Annotated in this window: 17 protein-coding genes and 1 tRNA gene; 6 read left to right on the forward strand and 12 right to left on the reverse strand. The window is 65.7% G+C overall.

The genetic code is table 11. From position 1 onward, the window contains the following. Window positions 1-40 precede the first annotated feature (40 nt). On the forward strand, window positions 41-1,693 hold the full coding sequence (locus tag AB0362_RS20935) for a substrate-binding domain-containing protein (protein WP_317532609.1): 1,653 nt from the start codon (window positions 41-43) through the stop codon (window positions 1,691-1,693). A gap of 1 nt (window position 1,694) precedes the next feature. Here AB0362_RS20935 and AB0362_RS20940 read toward each other — a convergent pair whose 3' ends face one another. From AB0362_RS20940 to AB0362_RS20975, 8 genes are all read right to left on the reverse strand, one after another. Beyond that, window positions 1,695-2,432 (reverse strand): energy-coupling factor transporter transmembrane protein EcfT, encoded by a 738-nt coding sequence (locus AB0362_RS20940; protein ID WP_269594595.1) that lies wholly within the window; start codon window positions 2,430-2,432, stop codon window positions 1,695-1,697. Further along, window positions 2,429-4,459: a DUF2232 domain-containing protein gene (locus AB0362_RS20945; RefSeq protein ID WP_317532610.1), complete on the reverse strand. Its 2,031-nt coding sequence runs from the start codon at window positions 4,457-4,459 to the stop codon at window positions 2,429-2,431. The genes AB0362_RS20940 and AB0362_RS20945 overlap by 4 nt, the downstream gene beginning before the upstream one ends. A 23-nt stretch (window positions 4,460-4,482) precedes the next feature. Next, complete coding sequence (locus AB0362_RS20950) at window positions 4,483-5,865, reverse strand: DEAD/DEAH box helicase (RefSeq protein WP_317532611.1); 1,383 nt, start codon at window positions 5,863-5,865, stop codon at window positions 4,483-4,485. 223 nt (window positions 5,866-6,088) lie between these two features. After that, window positions 6,089-7,432 (reverse strand): HNH endonuclease signature motif containing protein, encoded by a 1,344-nt coding sequence (locus tag AB0362_RS20955; protein ID WP_317532612.1) that lies wholly within the window; start codon window positions 7,430-7,432, stop codon window positions 6,089-6,091. Between the two features lie 104 nt (window positions 7,433-7,536). Further along, window positions 7,537-7,612: transfer RNA gene (locus AB0362_RS20960), tRNA-Arg, on the reverse strand. A gap of 439 nt (window positions 7,613-8,051) precedes the next feature. Then, the gene (locus AB0362_RS20965) at window positions 8,052-10,469 is read right to left on the reverse strand and encodes an FtsX-like permease family protein (RefSeq protein WP_317810730.1); all 2,418 of its coding nucleotides are present in this window, start codon (window positions 10,467-10,469) and stop codon (window positions 8,052-8,054) included. A 50-nt stretch (window positions 10,470-10,519) separates the two neighbouring features. Continuing rightward, complete coding sequence (locus tag AB0362_RS20970; protein WP_094668584.1) at window positions 10,520-11,221, reverse strand: ABC transporter ATP-binding protein; 702 nt, start codon at window positions 11,219-11,221, stop codon at window positions 10,520-10,522. An 84-nt stretch (window positions 11,222-11,305) separates the two neighbouring features. Beyond that, window positions 11,306-12,505 carry a CdaR family transcriptional regulator gene (locus AB0362_RS20975; RefSeq protein ID WP_256986296.1) on the reverse strand — a complete coding sequence of 400 codons (1,200 nt, stop codon included), beginning with the start codon at window positions 12,503-12,505 and terminating at the stop codon, window positions 11,306-11,308. Window positions 12,506-12,873: 368 nt separating this feature from the next. On the opposite strand from AB0362_RS20975, the gene AB0362_RS20980 reads away from it, so the two are divergent. Next, window positions 12,874-13,779: an acyl-ACP desaturase gene (locus tag AB0362_RS20980; RefSeq protein WP_317810731.1), complete on the forward strand. Its 906-nt coding sequence runs from the start codon at window positions 12,874-12,876 to the stop codon at window positions 13,777-13,779. A gap of 150 nt (window positions 13,780-13,929) precedes the next feature. Next, entirely contained in the window at window positions 13,930-14,790 is an 861-nt protein-coding gene (locus tag AB0362_RS20985) for a universal stress protein (protein WP_149405099.1), read from the forward strand. Here AB0362_RS20985 and AB0362_RS20990 read toward each other — a convergent pair. From AB0362_RS20990 to AB0362_RS21000, 3 genes are read right to left on the reverse strand one after another with little or no spacing between them, the layout of a single operon-like run. Next, the gene (locus AB0362_RS20990; protein ID WP_032395790.1) at window positions 14,783-15,109 is read right to left on the reverse strand and encodes a cupin domain-containing protein; all 327 of its coding nucleotides are present in this window, start codon (window positions 15,107-15,109) and stop codon (window positions 14,783-14,785) included. The genes AB0362_RS20985 and AB0362_RS20990 overlap by 8 nt on opposite strands. Before the next feature lie 54 nt (window positions 15,110-15,163). Further along, the gene (locus AB0362_RS20995; protein WP_317810732.1) at window positions 15,164-15,673 is read right to left on the reverse strand and encodes a dihydrofolate reductase; all 510 of its coding nucleotides are present in this window, start codon (window positions 15,671-15,673) and stop codon (window positions 15,164-15,166) included. After that, on the reverse strand, window positions 15,670-16,470 hold the full coding sequence (locus AB0362_RS21000) for a thymidylate synthase (protein WP_300517845.1): 801 nt from the start codon (window positions 16,468-16,470) through the stop codon (window positions 15,670-15,672). Before AB0362_RS21000 ends, AB0362_RS20995 begins: the two co-directional genes overlap by 4 nt. Window positions 16,471-16,499: 29 nt before the next feature. Here AB0362_RS21000 and AB0362_RS21005 point away from each other — a divergent pair, with 29 nt between their 5' ends. Then, entirely contained in the window at window positions 16,500-17,366 is an 867-nt protein-coding gene (locus tag AB0362_RS21005) for a DNA-formamidopyrimidine glycosylase family protein (protein WP_149405101.1), read from the forward strand. Here AB0362_RS21005 and AB0362_RS21010 read toward each other — a convergent pair. Next, window positions 17,359-18,903 carry a carboxylesterase/lipase family protein gene (locus tag AB0362_RS21010; RefSeq protein ID WP_317810733.1) on the reverse strand — a complete coding sequence of 515 codons (1,545 nt, stop codon included), beginning with the start codon at window positions 18,901-18,903 and terminating at the stop codon, window positions 17,359-17,361. The genes AB0362_RS21005 and AB0362_RS21010 overlap by 8 nt on opposite strands. Window positions 18,904-18,977: 74 nt before the next feature. Here AB0362_RS21010 and AB0362_RS21015 point away from each other — a divergent pair, with 74 nt between their 5' ends. After that, window positions 18,978-19,538 carry a molybdenum cofactor biosysynthesis protein gene (locus AB0362_RS21015; protein WP_269594602.1) on the forward strand — a complete coding sequence of 187 codons (561 nt, stop codon included), beginning with the start codon at window positions 18,978-18,980 and terminating at the stop codon, window positions 19,536-19,538. Window positions 19,539-19,664: 126 nt separating this feature from the next. After that, on the forward strand, window positions 19,665-21,056 hold the full coding sequence (locus tag AB0362_RS21020; protein WP_317810734.1) for an SLC13 family permease: 1,392 nt from the start codon (window positions 19,665-19,667) through the stop codon (window positions 21,054-21,056). Window positions 21,057-21,059 lie beyond the last annotated feature (3 nt).

A 21,059-nucleotide genomic window follows, 5' to 3' on the forward strand; every position in this document is an offset into this window, starting at 1 on the left:
CCTGTGAGTGCAGCGGGGGGCCGAGCAGGGGGTTGCATCGATGTCGGGACGTCACAGCGGTAGTGCTCGGCGGTTCGGTTCGGCCGCGATCTGGTCGGTGCTTGCGCTGGTGGCAGTCGTCGTCGTGGTCGGTGGCTGGTTCGGCGTTCAGGCCGTCCGCGCGTCCGGTGCCGATTCCTGCGATTCCGTCGACACCGTCTCGCTCGCCGTGGACACCTCCATCGCCGAGCCCGTCGAGCAGATTCTCGCGCAGGCCACCGAGTTCGATCGTGGTTGCGTGAACTTCGAGGTTCGCCCCGAACGACCCGCCGACACCGCCACCGAGATCGCCGGAACCGAAAATCGCCCGGACCTGTGGATACCGGATTCGACACTGTGGCTGCTCAAGACTCTTCGCTCGACCGGTGCGCTTCCCGAGCTGGCCAAGGCCTCCGTCGCGAACACGCTGCCGGTCCTGGTCTCGAAGTCCGATGCCGCGCCGGTGACCGATACCTGGCTCAGCGTGCTCCAGCTTCCCGGGCAACGCATCGGTGATCCCCTGACCAGCAGCGCCTCGAATGCCGCGATCCTCGGTGCGCTGGCCGAATCCGAGGTGGCGATCTCCGACGCCAAGGCCGTGTCGGCGGCACTGGTCCCGATGGCTCAGGACTTCGGACGAATCGCGGACACTCCACACGACACCCCGGATCTGGTGGCCCAGGTGGCCGCCGAGGGTGGCACCAGCGTGGCGACCGAGCAGGCACTGCTTGCGTACGAGGCCGACAATCCGGGATCGGGACTGACCGAGTCGGTTCCGCCGACCGGCAGCTATTTCCTCAACTACCCGCTGGCCGTGACCGCGCCTGCCGGCCCCGAATACGACCGCGTCAAGCAGGCCGGAGCCGCTCTGGGCTCGGTTCTCGCCACCGCGTCTGCCGCTGAGACCCTGGTCGCAGCCGGCTTCCGAACATCGAGTGGCACACCGCTTCCCGACGGTCGAGGCGTCGGGTCCGTCGCGTCGCTCGAGATCAAGAACCCGCTGTCCATCGAGACGACGCTGCGGGACTGGGCCGTGCTGGCACTGCCGTTGCGCACCCTTGTCGTCGAGGACGTGTCGGGTTCGATGGCCGCGAAATCGGGCGACTCCACCCGCATCGCGCTGACCGTGGACGCGTCGGTAGGTGCCAACTCGCTCTTCAGCGATCAGACGCAGATGGGGTTGTGGGCGTTCTCGATCGGTCTCGGTGGTGGCAAGCAGGACCACCGTGAACTGGTGCCCATGGGTAAGGCCGACGGAACGTTCAACGGAAAATCGCAGCGCGACGCCATTCTCGATTCGATCCGGGGGCTTCCGGCTCTCGTCGGCGGCGGAACGGGGCTCTACGACACCACGTTGGCTGCATTCCGGCGGGTCAAGGAGGGATACGACCCCGACTACGTCAACAGCGTCATCATCCTGACCGACGGTGCCAACGAAGACGAGGGCAGTATCTCCCTCGACGAGCTGCTGGCGTCGCTGCAGAAGGAACAGGATCCGGTGCGCCCCATCGTGATCATCACCGTCGGCGTCACCAGTGACGCAGATCCGGTTGCGCTGCAGCAGATCTCGGCTGCGACCGGCGGAACGAGCTATGTCGCCGAGGATCCACGCGACATCCCGGAGGTGTTCGTCAAGGCCTTGAACTCGCGCACCGAACGTCTCGCGGGGGAGTAGGTCAGCCCAACAGGAAGCTGATCGCGATCGCCGCGGCGCACGCCAGAGTCACCACGATCAGTGTCACCGCGTCCGAGGCCTTGAACCGCGCGTCGGTGGCGGTGATCATTCCGGTACCTCCGCGAGCGGTGATGGCCCCACCCATTTCGTCGGCCCGCCTGATCGCCACCGACATCACCGTCGTGACGATGTCGACCAGAGAATTGTCCGACGCGCTGTTGACGACCGGCTTGGGGCGCAGGCGTCGGGCAGCATTGAGGGTGCGCATCTCTTCGATCAGCAGCGGAAGCGACCGCAGGCTCAGGGCCACGGCGATGGCCCACTCGTCGACCGGCAACTTCAGCTTCTTCAGCGGTGCGCCCAGTTTGGAGACCGCAGGCGCGATGTCGCTCATCGACGTGGTCCAGCCGATCATCATCGATGCGCCGAGCAGGACGAAGATGAACAGCGTCGCGCGCAGATACACCAGCACTGCCGCGCCGCCGATCGGCAGATTGATGAGAGCTCCGACGCCGAACAGTGCCCAGATCCACCACGGTGGACGCGGAATTGCGGTGATCGGGACATGCGCGATGATCGCGGCGATGACCAACAGCGCGAACACGATTCCGAGGGCAGGCCACGTCGGTGCCACCACGAGAGTGATGCTCAGCAGCAGCACGGCGACGAGTTTGGTGCCGGCCCACAGGCGGTGGATCGGTGAGAATCGCGGGACCTGACGCAGTACGACGGTGGTCACGAGTGCACGCTCCCCAGGATCGAATCGGAGACGATGTGGCCGTCGGCCATCGTGATGGTGCGGCTGCAGACGGTGTCCATACCGTCCACGTCGTGCGAGATGACGACGATGGCGACGCCGCGATCGCGCAGTCCGGCGAGAACGCCGATGATGTCGTCGCGGCCGGGAGGGTCGAGCCCGGCCAGCGGTTCGTCGAGAACCAGCAGTCGAGGCCGACGCGCGATCAGCCCGGCCAGCACCACGCGTCGCATCTGACCACCACTGAGCGAATCGATGTCGCGAGCGGCCAGCGACCTGTCCAGGCCGACGGCATCCATCGCGGCCGACACTGTGGCAGAACCTGTTTCGGGACCGGCAGCGGCAGCGATGTCCTCGGAGACGGTGCGCCGCTGCAGCTGCAGGCGAGAGTGCTGAAATGCGAGTCCGACGTCGCCAACACGTGCGGTCATCGCCTTGCCGCCGAGCTGGGCGGTGCCTCTGGTCGGGCCGGTGAGGCCGGCCATGATCCAAGCGAGAGTGGACTTGCCCGAACCGTTCCCACCGAGAACGAGCACACCCTCACCGCGTTTGACAGTGATGTCGATGCCGTTCAGTGCTACCTGCGCCCACGGTGTGCGCCGGTTGTACGTGTGCGCCACGCTGCTCAGTTCCAGAAGACGTTCGCTCGAATTGTCGTGCAGCGCAGCGGGGTTCTCCGTCCGAGCGTGCATCCACGTCGAGTCGTGCTGCACCTGATAACCCTCGTGCAGATGTACGACGCGATCCGCGGCGACGGTCTCCGAGACATGGTGGGTGACGAGCACGACCGACATCGCGTGCCTGCGGGGCAATTCGGCGAGGAGCGAGACCAGATGTTCGCGCCCGGAGGCGTCGATCATGGCGGTTGCCTCGTCGGCGATGAGCAGTGCGGGACGGCGAGCAAGTGCTGCGGCGACAGCGAGTCGCTGCATTTCGCCGCCGGAGAGGGAGGCCGTGTCGCGCGCTCCCATACCGCCGAGCCCGACCTCGTCGAGCAAGGCCTCCACGTCGGGGCGTGAATCGCCGGGCGGCAGTCCCCACACCACGTCGTCGGCGACGCGGGTGCCGAGGATCTGGCTTTCGGGGCGCTGCAGCACCACCGCGGTGCCGCCGTAACGTCCGAGTCCGGTCGAGCCGGGCCTGTCCACGGTGCCCTCCGACGGTTCGAGGCCGGCGAGGATCCGCGTCAGCGTCGATTTGCCGGAACCGTTGTGGCCGACGATCGCCACGAATTCGCCGGTGTCGATGCGGAGGTCGACGCCGGTCAACGCGGACGTCGTGCTTCCCGGGTACCGGAACCCGACCGCGGTGAGCGTGACCGGCAGCGGCCCGATCTCGTCGTCGGTGCTCGAGGCCAGAGGCTCGGGGGTGGGGATGGTGGAGAGACGGTCCAGAATCGCGGTGAGGATGAGCCACGCGAACAACGTTCCGGTGACGATGCCGAAGGCGATCGATCCGCCGACCCACCACCACCAGTTGTCGAGCACGGCCGTGCTGCTGCTGCGGAGCACGTCCGCGGCACCCTGCAGCGCCGACGTTCGCTCGAGCAACCGAGAAATGCCCTCCATCGTGTTGCGAAGCGTTTCGAGGAACAGCTCGCGCAACGGAACGAGGATGAGCAGCATCAGCACGGTCAACGCCCCGAGCACCGGCCCGACGACCATCGAGGTGACGAGAACGCCGAACAGTCCTTGCTTCCTGCGTTTCGCCCGCCCGACCAGGCCGCCCAGTAGGGCGGCGCTGGCGACGGTGATGGCCGTCTGGGTTCCGGCCGCAACGAAACCGACGAGGGTGCCGGCCACTGCGGAGGTGACCAGTGCGCGGGTCCGATACCGGAGTGCGACCACCGACATGGGAATCGCCGCGACGACCTGAAGGATCGCCGCCATCGGTACCAGCACACCGATCACCGTCAACGCGACGGTGAAGCTGCTCATGACGGCAGCGGTCGCCATTTCCTGCGGACCGAGGGGCCCTGACTTCGGCGTGTGGGAAGAGCTGACGGTCACCGCTCCAGTGTGCCAGCCTGAGATCAGCGGCTGCGCTGGCTCGTGGCGGGGCCTGCTGCACGACGGCTGTGGCCGCCGCCACCGCTACGCGGCTGACCACCGCTGCGGGGCTGTCCACCGGAGCGCGGCTGCCCACCGGATCGGGCCGGGCCGCCGCGTCGGGCGTTGTTGCTGTTGCGAGGGTTCGCGGCGCGAACTTCCGGCTCGGCCTTCGGCATCGGCTGGACGTAGCGAGCCTGCTCACCGACGAGGTTCGCCACTGCGGGCGAGTCGGCGGTGACGCGGACGGGCGTGACCTTGATATCGGCCTTGCGCAGCAGAACGGCGGTGTCCTTGCGCTGCTCGGGCAGGACGACGGTCACGACGTCTCCGGCGCTTCCCGCGCGAGCGGTGCGGCCGGAACGGTGCAGGTACGCCTTGTGCTCGGCCGGGGGATCGACGTGGACGACCAGCTGGACGTCGTCGACGTGAACGCCGCGGGCTGCGACGTCGGTGGCGACTAGAACACGGGCCTGGCCGGAGGAGAACGCGGCAAGGTTGCGGTCACGGGCGGCCTGCGAGAGGTTGCCGTGCAGGTCGACGGACGGGATTCCGGCGTCGGTGAGCTGCTTGGCGAGCTTGCGGGCCTGGTGCTTGGTGCGCATGAACAGGATGCGGCGTCCGGTTCCGGAGGCGAGCTGGTGGACCAGCTTCTTCTTGGCTTCGACGCCGTCGACCTCGAACACGCTGTGCGTCATGGCCTCGACGTGTGAGGTGGCCTCGTCGACGGAGTGCGTGATCTGGTTGTGCAGGAATCGCTTGACCAGCTTGTCGACGCCGTTGTCCAGGGTCGCGGAGAACAGCATGCGCTGGCCCTTGTCCGGGGTGGCGGCGAGGACGCGGGTGACGACGGGCAGGAACCCGAGATCGGCCATGTGGTCCGCCTCGTCCAGGACGGTGATCTGAACGCCGTCGAGGGTGAGGTGGCGCTGCTTCATCAGGTCTTCGAGGCGACCGGGGCACGCGACGACGATGTCTACTCCACCCTTGAGTGCGGAGACCTGGCGGACCTGCGAGACACCACCGAAGATCGTGGTGACCTTCAGCGAGTACGCGGACGCGAGGGGTTCGATCGCGACGGCGATCTGGGTGGCGAGCTCACGCGTCGGCGCAAGGATCAGGCCACGGGGGCGGCCGGGCTTGCGGTTGCCGGGAAGCTGGCCTGCGAGGCGAGCGACCATCGGGATGGCGAATGCGAGTGTCTTACCGCTGCCGGTCTTTCCGCGTCCGAGCACGTCGCGTCCCTGCAGTGTGTCGGGGAGTGTGTCGGCCTGGATGGGGAATGCCTCGGTCTTGCCCTGGCTCGCGAGTACATCCGCGATGGCCTGGGGTACGCCGAGTGCAGAAAAAGTCTGTGGGGTCGTCATAGTGATGAAAAGTGCCTTTCGGGCAGGGTGTTGCACCTGCGGGCCTTCGGGCCGAGATGCAAGGTGGCGAGACTGCCGGTGGGCAGTTTCGATCGCCGTAAGAGAAGCCTGTGCAGGGTGCACATGGAGGTTCGGGAGCATTCCACGACGTCTGGCGTGCAGCTACGCGCGCCGTTGACGAGTGTAACCGAGTCGGTGCTCGGTATCTTCCCGCCGCAACCCGTCATGCGGCGTCGTCGTCGAAGAGGCCGGTGATCATCACGTTCTCGATCGTCGAGCTGTACAGCTCGACCACCGGCATCGGCGGCGCACTCGAGTCATAGCTGTGCCCGGTGGGTGAGATGAGCCGGTAGCGGTGTCGCGCGTTGCGTTTGTCTCGCCATGCTTCGGCTGTCCAGCCCTCACCTTCTTTCGCGTAATTGCATGCGGCACAAAGGCCTGCGCCGTTCTCGGCACTCGTTCTGCCACCCGCGGAGTGCGGTCTGATGTGATCGTGGTGACGGATCGGTGCGTCGCACCACGGGGTTCGGCAGGTGCGATCGCGGAGATCGATCAGGCGTCCCAGCGCGGTGGGAAATGCGCGCGAAGTGGACTCCACTGCCGTCAGCGCACCGGACTTCGGGTGCGCGTAGAGGCGGCGCAATGCGACGTGCGTCTCACTGTCGAGTGTGTCTCGGATCAGTTGCCGTGCGACATCGGACGGAATGTCGCCGTAGCCGTGCATGTATGCGGACGTGTCACCGCCGGCGAGGAGGGTGGAATCCGAGATCACGATGTCGACGGTCACCGGCGGGCCCTGAGCTGCAGATGCGCCGGTGATGCGCTCGAACACGAGGTCGGCCATGATCTGATCGCGGGTGCGTGTGTCACCGCCGGAGTTGATGATTGTGTCGGCGTCTCGTCTCAGCGTCGCCCACATGCAGACCATCTTTTCCATCGACGTGAGGACCGTGAAGAAGCCCATCGATTCGGGTGCTGGACGGGTGCTGGTGCGGCGGGCGGCGTAGGCCTTGGCGCGTCGTTTCACCTGGGAGGCGGCGTCGAGCTCGTTGGCGAGTGCGCGGGCGCGGCCTTCGATGGTGCGGTCGCCGGCACCGGCCAGGGTGGCGGGGTCTGCGCACAGTCGTGCGTCGATGGTGCGGCGATCGTCGACGGTGAGGCATGCGGTTTCGCGAGCGAGGATCATGGCGCGCCACTCGTTGAGTTCCCCAGCTTTCAGCCGCGCGAGGGTGTGCGGCATTTCGTGCACCAGCGCGCGAGCGAGTCCCAGGTGAGTGCCCCCACGGTTCGGTGATTCGCGCCGAGCCAGTCCGATCTGTGACGCAATACCATTGTGCCACTGGGCTTTCGGCTTGCCGCGCTCTCTGCGTTCGTTGCTGATGGCTGTCGCAACGGCATCGGTCACCACGGCTTGCGTTGCCACGCTGGCGCACTTGACAGTCTCGAGAGCGGAGATCAAATCGATGCCGGCTGCTGCGTCGACATCGAGATCGGACGCCTGAAGACGCGCAACGAAGCGCAGCACTTCATCGGGCGTGAGTGGTGAATCTTGTACAGCTGTGACCACGAGTTCCTCCCCAGTACTCGAATACATGTTCGATAGTACGGGGAGTTTTGTGGCTGCGCAATAGTTGCCAGCAATTGGGGAGGGTGGAGCGCGAAGTCGACTCGTGGTGCCCTCGGCAGGATTCGAACCTGCGACCTACCCTTTAGGAGAGGGTTGCTCTATCCCCTGAGCTACGAAGGCTGGTGACCGTTCTGCTGATCCGAAGTCATTGTCCAGCAACGGCTTTCGATCCATCGAACAATCGGTTGCGGATGGGTTCGCTGCCACGGTGTACAGCTGGCCCACATCGCGCTCGCTAGTCTAGCGGCCCACCGTGCCGATCGTGAAGCAGGTTGCCGCTGCTCCTCGCCGTCCCGGTCGGCGATGCGATCAGGTTAAGGGCAGTGCGGTGCTGGTCAGCGGTGTGATCGGCAGCCGATTCGATGCCGACGAAGCACCGAATGTCGCGGGCGAAGGCATCGGTCATCCTTGGACAAACGCGCGCGCATTCGCCAAACGCGCGCAGAGTCGCCGGCCACTGGCTGTCTATTCCGCTCGCACCTGACAAACGCGAGCGCATTTGCGGATCCCGAGGCCGGAGCCCGTCTGCGGATCCCCATCCCGAGGCCCCGCCCACCATCTAATCCGCCGCGATAGCGTCCACGATGCTCAGTCGAGAGGCATGCACGGCAGGCGGAGCCGAACCCAGCAGCGACAGGCCGAGGGCAACGAGTCCGTACAGCAGCACCGACCAGCTCGCGGTGTAGGCGACCGGAATTCCGATGCTTGCTCCGAGGATCAGGGTGCTCAGGTATTGCAGACCCGCACCGATGATCAGGCCGAGCACACCACCGACGACGCCGACCGAGAGCGCCTCGGCGAGCACCATTCGCGCCAGGGTTCCGCGGCCACCGCCCATGGCCCGCAGTACGCCGAGTTCACGTCGACGCTCGAGTACCGACAGTGTCAACGTGTTGAGCAACGCGACCGCAGCGACGAGCGCGACGATCCACTGCAACGCGATGGCCAGTGCCCCGGACTGTCGGATAGCGGCGCTCGTTCCCTCGAGTGCGGCATCGCCGGTGTAGACGAAAGCCTCGGGTGGCAACGCTGCGCGCAGCGAATCCTGGACTGCCGCAACGTCTCCGTCGACGCTGATCTCGAGGTAGGTAGCCCCGGGCCGGTCGTACCAACGCTGCATCGAATCCAGCGAGATCGCCATCGTGCCGCCGGCGGCGTTGATGTACTCGACCAGGTCGAGCACCCGCACGGTCTGCACCCCGGTCGGCGTCGGCAGATCGATGGAGTCGCCCACCGAGACACCGAGTGTCCTGCCGAACCCCTGAGAGAGCACCACACCCTCGCCGGCGAGCACCGCCGCGCGGACGTCGTCGGAGAGCGATGCGAGCGTCACTGCGTTGCTACCGTCGGCGACCCCCTGGATGGATACCGTCTCGCCGTCGATCGTCGCGTATGCCCACTGTCCCTCGACGATGCGAGAGACCCCCGGCGTCGCCCGGACAGCGTCATCGACAGAGGCGGGAACGATCGGGCCCGACGGTATGGCGTCGGGTGAGGTCATCGACACGTACAGGTCGGTGTTCGCCAAGGACGACAACGATTCGGCTGCCGAGTCGGTCATGTTGGTCAGCGAACCCGACACTCCCACACTGACTCCCACGGCGATCACGATCGTCATCACGGTTGCCCAGATACGCCGCGGGGCGCGTTCGATGGTGGCGGTCGCGAGGCGTCCGGCACCACCCCAGCGGCGGGGGACCGCTGCGGTGACGGACACGATCGGCCCGGTCGCGCCGACGCACAGCGCGACGACGCCGAACATGAACAACGCACCGGCTCCGAGGGTCAACTGCCCGTCGACGTTGACGGCGAAGAGGAAGGATCCGGCGACGGCGAACACGCCGAACACGGTCGCGGCCAGGGTGAATCGCAGACCGGGGCCACCCGAGGTCTCTCCGCCGCCGACTGCGAGCGCTTCGATCGGTGAGATGCGATACACCTGCACGGCGGCGACGGCCGAGGCCCCGACGCAGGCCAGCACGCACGCGACGATCGCCACCGGAATCGCGAAGCCGGGCAGCACGTATTCGATTCGCGCATCGAAGGCTTGGGAGAGGAACGGCGGCAGACTTTCGATCGCGATGCGGCCCATCACGATTCCCAGCGGAACTCCGACGGCACCGCCGACGAGACCGACCAGAACGGACTCGAACAGCAGGTCGCGGACGATGTCGCCGCGGCGGCCACCGACTGCCCGGAGCAGAGAGATGGTGGGTCGACGCTTCGCGATGGCCATGTTCATGACGTTGAAGACGAGGAACGCCGCGACGACGAACGCGATGAGCGAGACCATCAGTGTCGCATTGCGCGTCAGGCTCATCGCCTGGTTCGCGCGGTCGGCCCGGAAGTCCGGACTCATCACCGACACCCGGCCTGCCAACGCGGTATCGAGTTCGGTGCGCAGAGAGTCGCCGCTGCCGAGGACGAAGATCGAATCGAGCTGATCGGGGCGGTCGGTGAGCGCCTGAGCCGTCGGGACGAGCGCGACGGCGAACATGCCCCCGCCGATGCGCTGCGTCCCGGGGCCGTCGACCACGCCGACCACCGCGGTCGGAACATCGTCGATGGTGACGGTGTCGCCCTGCGTCAGACCCGTTGCGGCCCCGACCAATACCCCGTCCGGATCGGTGAGCAATCCTGACGCGTTTCCGACGGCACCTTCCAGATCGGATTGCAGTGCCGTGATGGATGAGTCGACACCGAGAATCGTCAGGTCTCCGACATCGGACCGAACGGTGCTGCGCAACAGTGGAACCGCTGTCTCGACGCCGGGAACAGCACGGACGGCGTCGAGTTCGCTCTGATCGAAACCGGAGTCGGTGACACCGACGATCTCGTAGTTCGCGTTACCGGCGATCGACACGGCGAGCCGCTCGACGGATCCGGTCAGGGAGCCGTAGGTGCCGAGGACGGCGATGAGCAGCCCGGCCGCGACGGCGACGACACCGGCCGAGACCAGCGAACGCACCCAGTGCATGCGGAGATCGCGAAGGCTGATGACTCTGAATCTGCTGAGCGCGGTGCCTATCACCGATCGAGGCCGGCCGTCAGAGTGTCGGTCTCGACGCGACCGTCGATCATGCTGACGATGCGATCGGTGGACCGTGCCGCCTCGAGGTCATGGGTCGCCATCACCACTGCTCGACGACCGTTGCTGGCGTGCGCCACGTCGGCGAGGATCTCGAGGACGTTGTGGGAGGTCTTCGAATCGAGATTGCCGGTCGGTTCGTCGGCGATGAGCAGCGCCGGATCCATCATCAACGCCCGGGCGATCGCAATGCGCTGGATCTGACCACCGGACAACTGTGCCGGTCGGTGCTCGGATCGGTTCGAGAGTCCGACCATCTCGAGCAGACGCATCGCGTCGGTCTTGGCCTTTTTGATGGGTGTGCCGTCGAGCAGCTTGGGCACGGCGACGTTCTCCCACGCGGACATCGTCGGCAGCAGGTTGAAGAACTGGAAGACGAACCCCACCTGGTGGCGTCGGAAATCGGATTGGGCGTTGTCGTCGAGGGTGGTGACCTCGACGTCGTCGAACCGGATGGAACCCGACGTCGGCGTGTCGAGAGCGCCGAGCATGTGCAGCAGCGTCGACTTTCCGGCACCGGACGGCGCGACGAGCGAGACGAACTGGCCACCCTCGATCGTGAGATCGATACCGTCCAACGCGCGTACCGGTTGCTCGCCGGTGGGGTACTCCTTGACCACACCGGACAGCTCGAGCTTCAAATTGGTCATGCAACGATCCCCTGCTCCTCGAATACTTCCGACGCTACCTGCCGTCGGGTCGAGAAACCGGTCGGAGTTCTCAGATCACGCTGCGCCGCGCGAGGATTCGAGCCGCCGAGCCACCAGTGCGGCCTGCAGGTGCCGAATTCCCGAGGGGCGGGTGGGATCGAACCCGGTGAGTTGGGCGATCCGCTTGAGGCGGTAATCGACGGTGTTGGTGTGCAGATGGAGCTGGCGGGCGGACCGCTGACGGTTCAGATCGTGGGAGATGTGGATCTCGAGGGTCTCGAGCAGCTCAGGGGACGAATCGAGGGGCTCGAGGATCTGGGTCAGGTGGCGACGCCCGGGGCCAGGCCGCGTGAGCTGGTACTCCAGCACCAGGTCGTCCATGCGGTACAGGCCGGACGGGCGGTGCAACTGGTGCGCCAACGACAGCAGTTCGTGTACCTGATCGGCTGCGGTGGGGATGTCGGCGGTTGCGGCTTGTTCGGCGGTAACTGTGACGGGAACCTCGGCGGCGGTACCGATGCGATGTACCAGGGCCTCGACCCACTCGTCGTCGTGGGTACCGGGGATGAGCACGGTGCCACCCTCGGTACTGAGCAGAGACAGGGGAGTGCGGCCGCAGATCGTGGCCAGCTCGGCCTGGACGCGGCGCAGCTTTCTACGGGCGGCGACGGTCTTCTGAATGTTGGGATCGTTCTCGTCGGGGTGCGGCGGAACAGAGATGGCGAGCACGAGGTAGCTGTCGGCGAGTTCGATGCCGGACTGACGGGCCATCGAGACCGCGTTGTGGCCGCTGAGCAGCGAGGTCACCAGGGTGTGCGCTGCCGTGTGGTGCTCACTTGCCACCGCTTGGAGCTCCTCGACGTAGCTCTTGCTGGCGGCGATGGACACCTTCTCCGACAGCAGCACGAACATCCGCGCGGCCTCGATCAGTTGAGCGGCGTCGCCCTCACCTGCCCTCTTGGACACCAGATTCCAGCCGATCTGGATGCCCTCGTGGTAGACGCTGAGCACGGATTCGAGGGGCACGCCCTCGCGTGCCCACTGGCTGGCTTTGACGCGAAGTTCGGCCAGGTCGGACTCGGCCGGAGCGCGCCGTTCGTCGAGCATCTGCACGGCGATGCTGATGCACTTGACGGTGAATTCGGTGACGTCGCCGTGGAGCTGTTCGCCCGGCAACGACCCGCAGGGGGTGTTGGCGGCGAAGTGCCCCACGAGGAGCCGCGCCACTGCACGGAAGTCGCGAAGAGGAGCCGACGCAGGCTGACCCGCGACCATGATTCCGAGGCTAGTCGAGTTGTGAACGGTCACAGATCAACCCTTCGTGTTGGGATCTTCAGGTCATCGGAGAGCAAACTTACTTGCGCGTATCGATGCGCTTCCGCGGCTCAATGTATGCAATCCCCGACGAAACCGCGGCGTTTTCGTACTTCAAGTTTGTTTCCTGGCCTCTAACAGGGTCGATCATAGGTTGTTATCAACGCGTGATCCACCATTTCGGCAAAACTCGTTGTGACCTGTCTCGAGCGCGCGCCCCGAGCGCTTGCGACTTGCCCTAAACAATCCGCAAGCGCTCCACGGTGCGAGTTCGGCGGATCTACCTTTGTCTCCGTCGGAGAGGGTAGGCGGGCGACGAAGGGGCGGGAATGCGCAGAGATATCGGGCAGTTCGCGGTACTGCGAGAACTGTTGCCGACCATCGAGGCCAACCTGGCTCGGCATCGCGACGAGGCCGTTCTGTGGGAACCGGCCGACTACGTCCGAGCCGAGATGTACTGGGGTTCGCGTCCCTCGACCCTGACCGAAGCTGCCAAAGCGGCACTGGTGACCACCCTGCTCGTCGAACAGAACATTCCGCTGTATCGGCGGGATACTGCAGCCTCCGAGAACGGGGTCTGGCCGTCGTGGCTGACCGAGTGGAGCGACGAACGAACCCGGCATGCAGTTGCCGTCACCGATTACCTGGTCGCCACCCGCAGCGTCGACCCGGTCGCCCTCGGTCGAGCCCGAGCGCAGTGCATGACGGTGGGTTTCGACGCCCCGATGAACGGAGCGCATCTGCTCCGGTCTCTGGCCCAGGTCGCCCTCGACGAGTCGGTGTCGAGCGTCTGCCATCGCAACACTGCCGTTCAGTGCCACGATCCGGTGGCCGATCGTCTGCTCGGACGCATCGTCGCCGATCAGGACCTGCATGTCCGCTTCTTTTCCGACCTGGTCTCTGCGGCGCTCGAGGTGGCACCGTCGCTCACCGTCACGGCGATCACCGAGGTCGTCATGAACTTTCAGCTGCCGGGTACCAACCTGCCGGGGTTTGCGCGCAGCGCGATGCTCATCTCGCGGGACGGAATCTACGATCTGCGCCGCCATCTCGACGATGTTCTGCGACCCCTGTTGGCGCAGTGGCGCATCTTCGAGCGCACCGATCTCGGTGCCGGAGCCCGCAGCCGCGACCAACTGGCCGACTATCTCGATCATCTCGACGCCCAGTACGCCGCAACCCAGCTCGGCCGCACACGAGTCCGCGAATACTCGAACGCATTGCGCGCCAGCTGACACACATACCCCGGGGGGTCCGTGGGACCGGTGCCTCTTCGGTTCGATTCGAATCGAAGAGGCGCTCGGGCGGACCCCATCGACTAGCCTGAACGCCTATTCGTCATACGCGCGAGGATTGGTTCTCGCGCAAGACCGGAGGCCCGAAACGTGACAGGCTCTCGACCGATCATCGTCGGTATCGACGGATCCGCTGCAGCGGACAAGGCCGTGATCTGGGCGGCTCTCTGCGCTCACCGACGGGACCGACGATTGCACATCGTCACTGCCGTCGACATGCCGGGGGTGGTCGACCTGAGCGAATTTGCAGGAGAAGCAACCGAATTCGTTGCCACTGCCAAGTCGAGGTTGGTGGCGGCAGAAACGCTGGCCGCACTGGTCGTCGACGATCCAGCCTTCGAGGTGACCTCCAGTGCCGTCGAGGGCGGCGTGATGGATGTTCTCATCGGCGTCTCGGCGCAGGCCGAGATGCTGGTGATCGGGGCCAGCGAAACCGGCGCTGTCACACTCTCGTTGGCCGCGCACAGCGTGTCCCCGGTCGCGGTGGTGCGAGGCCGCGACATCGATGGCCGCCCGGTTGCCGAGGGGCCAGTGATCGTCGGTATCGACGGCTCGGACGTCAACCAGGCTGCGGTTGAGTGGGCTTTCGTCGAAGCATCCGCTCGCGACGCCGTGCTGATCGCGGTTCACGTGTGGTCCGATGTCGATCTCACCCAGTCGTTCGGCCGTGCGCCCAAGGACTGGCAGGCCATCGCCGACGGCGAGGAGGTTCTGCTGGCAGAGAGCCTCGCCGGCTGGCAGGAGAGGTTCCCCGACGTCGAGGTGCAGCGCGTCGTCGCTCAGGACCGTCCGGTGCGGGTTCTGAGCGGACTGTCCGAAACCGCGGCGTTGATCGTGGTGGGCAACCGGGGGCGCGGCGGATTCGGTGGGATGCTGTTGGGCTCCACCAGTTTCGCGCTCGTCAATACCGCGGACTGTCCGGTGCTGGTCGTGCGGAAAGCGCTCACATAGCGACGGTCAGCAAGAAGCTCACGTCTTCGAGGGCCTCGACGCTGTGTCGGGCGTCGGGGATGACGAGAAGGTCGCCGGTCGAGCCCTTCCAGGAGCGCTCACCGGAGATCAGTTCGAGCTTGCCGCTGAGCACCAGGACGGTGGACTCGCCCGAGAGGTCGTGTTCGGCCAGCTTGTTGCCGGCGGCCAGTGCCACCACGGTCTGCCGCAGGTGGCGTCGGTGACCGCCGTACACCGTTTGTGAACTGCGGCCACTCGACGCGCCGACTGCAAGTTTGAGCTGTTGGCGGGCAAGGGCGGTGAGTGACTTCTTGTCCATGATCGTCAGTATGACGCACCGCTCGCAGTCGCGACGGGGGAATCCTGAACGCGCTCAAGAAGGTTGGGTAGGCTTTCCGTACTCGACCCAGCGGAATCGGGTTCCGTCGACCCGGCTGCTCTGCCACTCACCTGCCGTCGCGACCCAGCCGTCGGGAATCTCGGGGGCTTTCGTATCGCCCTCGACGTCGAGATCGACCTCGGTCACTTCCAGGTGGGTCGCGATATCCATTGCACTGCGATAGATTTCGCCGCCCCCCATGATCCAGACCGGGCTCTCGCCCACCAGGGCCACGGCGTCGGCGACACTCGGTGCGTTCTCGGCACCGTCGGCGCTCCACGAGGGGTTGCGAGTGACCACGATGTTGCGACGGCCCGGCAGTGGACGGAACTTCGCGGGCAGTGAGTCCCAGGTCTTACGGCCCATGATCACCGGAAGCTCGGCCGTCTTCGATTTGAAGTGCGCCATGTCCTCGGGGACGTGCCAGGGGATCGATCCCGCGTCTCCGATGACGCCGGCGGTGGTCTGAGCCCAGATCAGGCCGACGAAGTGCGGTGCACTCACACCGCTACCGGGGCCTTGATCGCCGGGTGATGCTGGTAGTCCACTATCTCGATGTCCTCGTAGGTGTAATCGAAGATCGAATCCCGTTGCGCCAGTCTCAGAGTGGGGTACGGATACGCCTCGCGTGAGAGCTGCTCGGTGACCTGCTCGCGGTGGTTGTCGTAGATGTGGCAGTCGCCGCCGGTCCAGACGAACTCGCCGACCTCGAGGCCGGTCTGCGCCGCCACCATGTGCGTGAGCAGTGCGTAGCTGGCGATGTTGAACGGCACGCCGAGAAACATGTCTGCGCTGCGCTGGTAGAGCTGGCAGGAGAGTTTTCCGTCGGCCACGTAGAACTGGAAGAACGCGTGGCACGGCGGGAGCGCCATCCGCGGGATCTCGCCGACGTTCCACGCCGAGACGATCATTCGCCGCGAATCCGGATCGGTCTTCAGGGTCTCGATGACCTGGCTGATCTGGTCGATGTGCTCGCCCGACGGGGTGGGCCACGACCGCCACTGCACTCCGTAGACGGGGCCGAGTTCGCCGTCCGGAGCGGCCCACTCGTCCCAGATGCTGACGCCGCGCTCTTGGAGCCACGTGGCGTTCGAGTCTCCGCGCAGGAACCACAACAGCTCGTAGACGATCGACTTCAGGTGGACCTTCTTGGTGGTGATCAACGGGAAGCCCGCTGCCAGATCGAAGCGCATCTGATGCCCGAACACGCTGGTGGTGCCGGTTCCCGTGCGGTCGGATTTCGCCGTCCCGGTATCGAGGATGCGGCGCAGCAGATCTTCGTACGGAGTCGGAACCATCACGACGGTCATCGTAGCTGCATACTGGACGCATGCCGGAATTACCCGAGGTGGAAGCCCTTGCCGGCTTTCTGCGCGAGCATGCCGTCGGAGCCGTGATCGGCCGAATCGACATCGCTGCGCTGAGCGTTCTCAAGACATTCGATCCGCCGATCACCGAGCTGCAGGGCAAGGACGTCACCGATGCCGCCCGCTTCGGAAAGCACCTGGCGCTCCGAGCCGGTGACCTCTGGCTGATCACCCATCTCTCGCGTGGAGGATGGCTGCGGTGGGTGGACAACCCCAGCGCCGCGCCGCCGAAGCCGGGCAAAGGGCCCCTCGCGCTGCGGATCCACTTCTTCACCCCCGAGGGAGCGACGCCCGCGATCGATCTCACCGAAGCGGGGACCAAGAAACGGCTGGCGGTGTGGGTGGTACGCGATCCGCAACAGGTGGCGAGTATCGCCCGGCTCGGACCCGACGCGCTGACGGTCACCGAGCTCGAATTCGCCGAGATCCTCAGCAGCACCACCGCGCGACTGAAGACTTCGTTGGTGGATCAGTCGCTGTTGGCCGGCATCGGCAATGCCTACTCGGACGAGATACTGCACGTGGCGAAGCTCTCGCCGTTCGCATCGTCGAGCAAGCTCGATTCCGAGGCCGTCGGGGCGCTGTACGCGGCGATGCGCTCGGTGCTGTCCGACGCGGTGGCCCGCTCGGCCGGGCAGGATGCGGCGCGTCTGAAGGGAGAGAAGAGATCGGGGATGCGCGTGCACGCCAGAACCGGACTTCCGTGCCCGGTGTGCGGCGACCCGGTACGCGAAGTCGCCTACGTCGATCGCTCTTTTCAGTACTGCGCGACGTGTCAGACGGCCGGCAAGATTCTCGCCGACCGTCGTATGTCGCGACTGCTCAAGTGACGGGCTCTAGCTTCTGGCTGTCGTAGCCCCGGTAGCCTTCCCACGCCTTGCGACGGTCGCTCCGTGGGTCCTTCTGTACCCGGGTGCGGGTGTCGAAGATCAACGTCTTGCGGTCGGTCTCGTTGTACTCCGGCCACGATTCGAGGGGTTTTCCGTTGGTGGCGAACGCAATCCAGTTCGCCTGGACCTGCTCGGTGACTTCGGCGAAGGCCTTCCGTCCGCCTGCGAGCGTCAGCGCCTTGCCGAACAGTGTTTCGCTGATGCCGAACACGGCGAACAACTCGAAGCCGTGGGTGGCGTCGAAGCCGAGCAGCTTCATCGACCGCGGGGCGAAGTCGAACCGGTAGAAGTACGTGGGTGCATGACGCGAATGTCCTTCGGCCACTTCGAGAGAGGGCTTCCAGAACGTGAAGTCTCCGCCGAAGTCGATGGCTGCCCTCTCGTTGGGGTAGCCCCGGTAGCCTGAAGTGACCACGGCCTCGGCGTCGGGATCGGTGAGGGAGAACAGCTTGGTGATGCGCTCGGGGTTGGTGGGCAAAGCGTCGAGGAACTTCGGAAACAGTGTTCCCTCACGGGCATTGGTGCCGATGATCAGCGGGACGCGGTGCGCCGTTCCGTTCGCGTATGCCTCGACCGGGCTGACCGGGAGGAAGTCGCCGTCGATCACCGGGCCGAACGGGAGCAGCCCCGGGGTGCGGTGCAGGGTGGTGAGGCCGAGTTTGGTGCCCGCCCGGCCGAGCCGGAGCACCTCGGCGTTGTCGAGGGTCTCGGTGGCGGTCTCGACCGTGCCGCCGAGGTAGCCGACGTACTCGCGCGCCCACTGATCGGCGCGCTCCTTGGTGGCCGTCATTCCCGGGGCGGAGCTTTCGGAAATAGCTTGCGCGAACAGGCCTTTCGCGGCGGGAACGGTCATGAGAGTGGTGACCGCATTGCCGCCTGCGGACTCGCCGAAGATGGTGACGTTGTTCGGATCGCCACCGAAGTTCGCGATGTTGCGCTGCACCCATTCCAGCGCCGCAACCTGATCCCGCAAGCCCAGGTTGGAGTCGAAGGGCCGCTCGGGAGTGGAGAACTGGGACATGTCGAGGTACCCCAGTGCGCCGAGTCGGTAGTTGACCGACACGTAGATGATGCCGTCGCCGTCCTTCAGCGAGCGGCGTACCAGAGAGCCGCCGCCGTACAGCGGGGTCGCCGATGTGCCGAGCGTGTAGGCACCACCGTGGATGAACACCATGACCGGCCGTGGGCTCGCGCTCGGTGTGCTGGGGGCCAACACGTTGAGCGTCAGGCAGTCCTCGCTCGACGGTTGGTACTTGCCCACTGCGAGCATCGTGCCGCGCTTGTGCTGAACGGAGGCATTGCCCCACTCGGTGGCGTCGCGCACACCCGACCAGGGCTCGGTGGGTTGGGGCGCTCTGAAACGAAGCGGTCCGACGGGCGGGGCGGCGTAGGGAATGCCTCGCCAGGTGGTCAGATCACCCACCGGCTTTCCCTCGATGATGCCGTCCGATGTGGTCACGCGGGTCGTCACAGCCATGTCGCGAGTCTACTGATCTCTCCTTACCCGCGGGTAAGAACAGCGGGGGACGGGCACACGGCAGACTCGAAGGCATGTCCTTCGAGTACCGCGCCGAGATCGTGCAGCTGCTGCGAGCGCCCACACACGCCTATTTCGGCAGATCCAAGGACGGCCCGGCCGACGTACCGACGGACCTGCCCGAGAGTGTCGAGATCGTGGCCCACAAGGGCATCCGGGGCGATCGGTTCTTCGGCGTGCGGGCGCATACCGAGGCGGCGGTGAGCTTTCTGGCCGTCGAGGCCTGGGAGGCAGTGGGGGATGTGCTCGGCGTCGAGGTCCCCGACCCGGCCGTGGCCAGGAGAAACGTCGTAGTGCGTGGGCTCGAGCTCGACCCGTTGCGAGGTCTGGAATTCGAGCTCGACTCCGGTGACGGCTGGATCCGCTTTCGCGGTGGACGACCGGCCCACCCGTGCGCGTGGATGGACCGGATGGTCGTCGACGGTGCCCGTAAAGCATTGATCGGTCGCGGCGGGCTTCGCGTGGAACCGTTGTCCGACGGGATCTTGCGGGTCGGCGAGTTGGCGGTGCGCTCGCCGGTCGAACTCGATGCCTCGCGAGCTGCGCTGTCGGTTCGGCGCGCACAGCCCATCTGACGCCAAGTCGGGGTCACTCTTGCTCACGAAGTAAATCTGTGCCCATAATGTGAGCAATGGTGCGACGCATCACACCGGTCCGTCTTCGATGGCGACGGTCACTCTCTCTGGTGGGAAGAACTGCCGATGTCCGACATGTGGATCGTGATCAACACCGTCGTCGCCGTACTGGCGGTGGTGGTCTTCATCGTTCGTTTTCACTTCAATCCGGTGATCTCGCTGGTTCTCGGGGCCGCGTATCTGGGTCTGGCGACAAAGCTCGGAGTGTCGACCACCGTCGACACCATCACGGGCGGATTCGGCGAGATCATGGCCGAGGTGGGGCTGCTCATCGCCTTCGGAGTCCTGATGGGTTCGGTGCTGCAGGAGATGAGCGCCATCCAGCGACTCGTCGGCACGTTGCTGAAAACGTTCGGCCCCAAACGACTCCCGTACGCGTTGTCGCTGACCATCGCGACCGTGCTGCAGTCCATCTTCCTCGACGTGCTGCTGGTGATCTCCGCTCCGCTCGCCCGCAACCTCGCCCCCAAGATCGGCAAGTACGGTACGGCGAGAATGGCTACAGCACTGGCCATCTCGCTCGAATGCGGGATCGTGTTCATGGTCCCCGGTGTCGCGACGCTCGCGCTGGCCGGACTGCTCGGAGTGCCCCTGGGCAAGATGATGATCTACGGGTTGATCCTGATCGTTCCCGTCGTCGTGCTGTCGGTGGCCATCATGTCGTTCGTCTTCCGACACGGCTGGTGGAACGAGGAGAAGGACGAGCAGCAGATCACCGTAGTCGAGCAGCCTGTGGTTCCCGAGCCTGCCGATTCCGACGACGAGCCCCTCGGAACCGGAGGTGGCGTGGCGCAGAAGGTGCGCACCGAGAAGCAGACGTCGCTGCTGGTGTTGCTCTCGCCGTTGCTGCTCGCGCTCGTTCTCATCGCAGTCGGAGCGGTTCTCGAAGTCGCCGAAATATCGGTTCCGGTGGTCGAATTCATCGCCAGCCCGGTCATCGCGCTGCTCATCGGCTTGGTGGGGACCTGCCTCATCGGCCGCTATCACATCGGTCAGTCCCGGGTGGAGAAGGCTCTCGCCCGTGGTTTCGCCGAGAGCGGTCAGATTCTCATCCTCACCGGTGTCGGTGGTTCGCTCGCGGCCGTCATCAACGAGGCGGGTCTTGGCGACATCCTCGGCCAGTACTTCACCGCCAGCACCGCGGCTCCGTTGTTGATGGTGTGGGTCATCGCTGCCGCGTTGCACATCGCCGTGGGCTCGGTGACGATCTCGGCCATCACGTCCGCGGGCATCCTCGCCCCGGTCGCTCCGTTGATCGGGCTCGATCCGGTGTTCATCGCGCTCGCCGCCGGTGCCGGATCGCTGTTCGCCGTGCACGTCACCAGCAACACCTTCTGGCTGCTGCAGTCCTTGATGGGACAGTCGACCAGGGGCACACTCAAGACGTGCTCGGTGGGCGTCTCGGTGGCATCGGTCATCGCCATCGCCTTGATCGTGCCGATGAGCTGGATCCTGTGAGCC

The sequence above is a fragment of the Rhodococcus sp. NPDC079359 genome, assembly GCF_040702585.1.
Classification (GTDB): Bacteria; Actinomycetota; Actinomycetes; order Mycobacteriales; family Mycobacteriaceae; genus Rhodococcoides.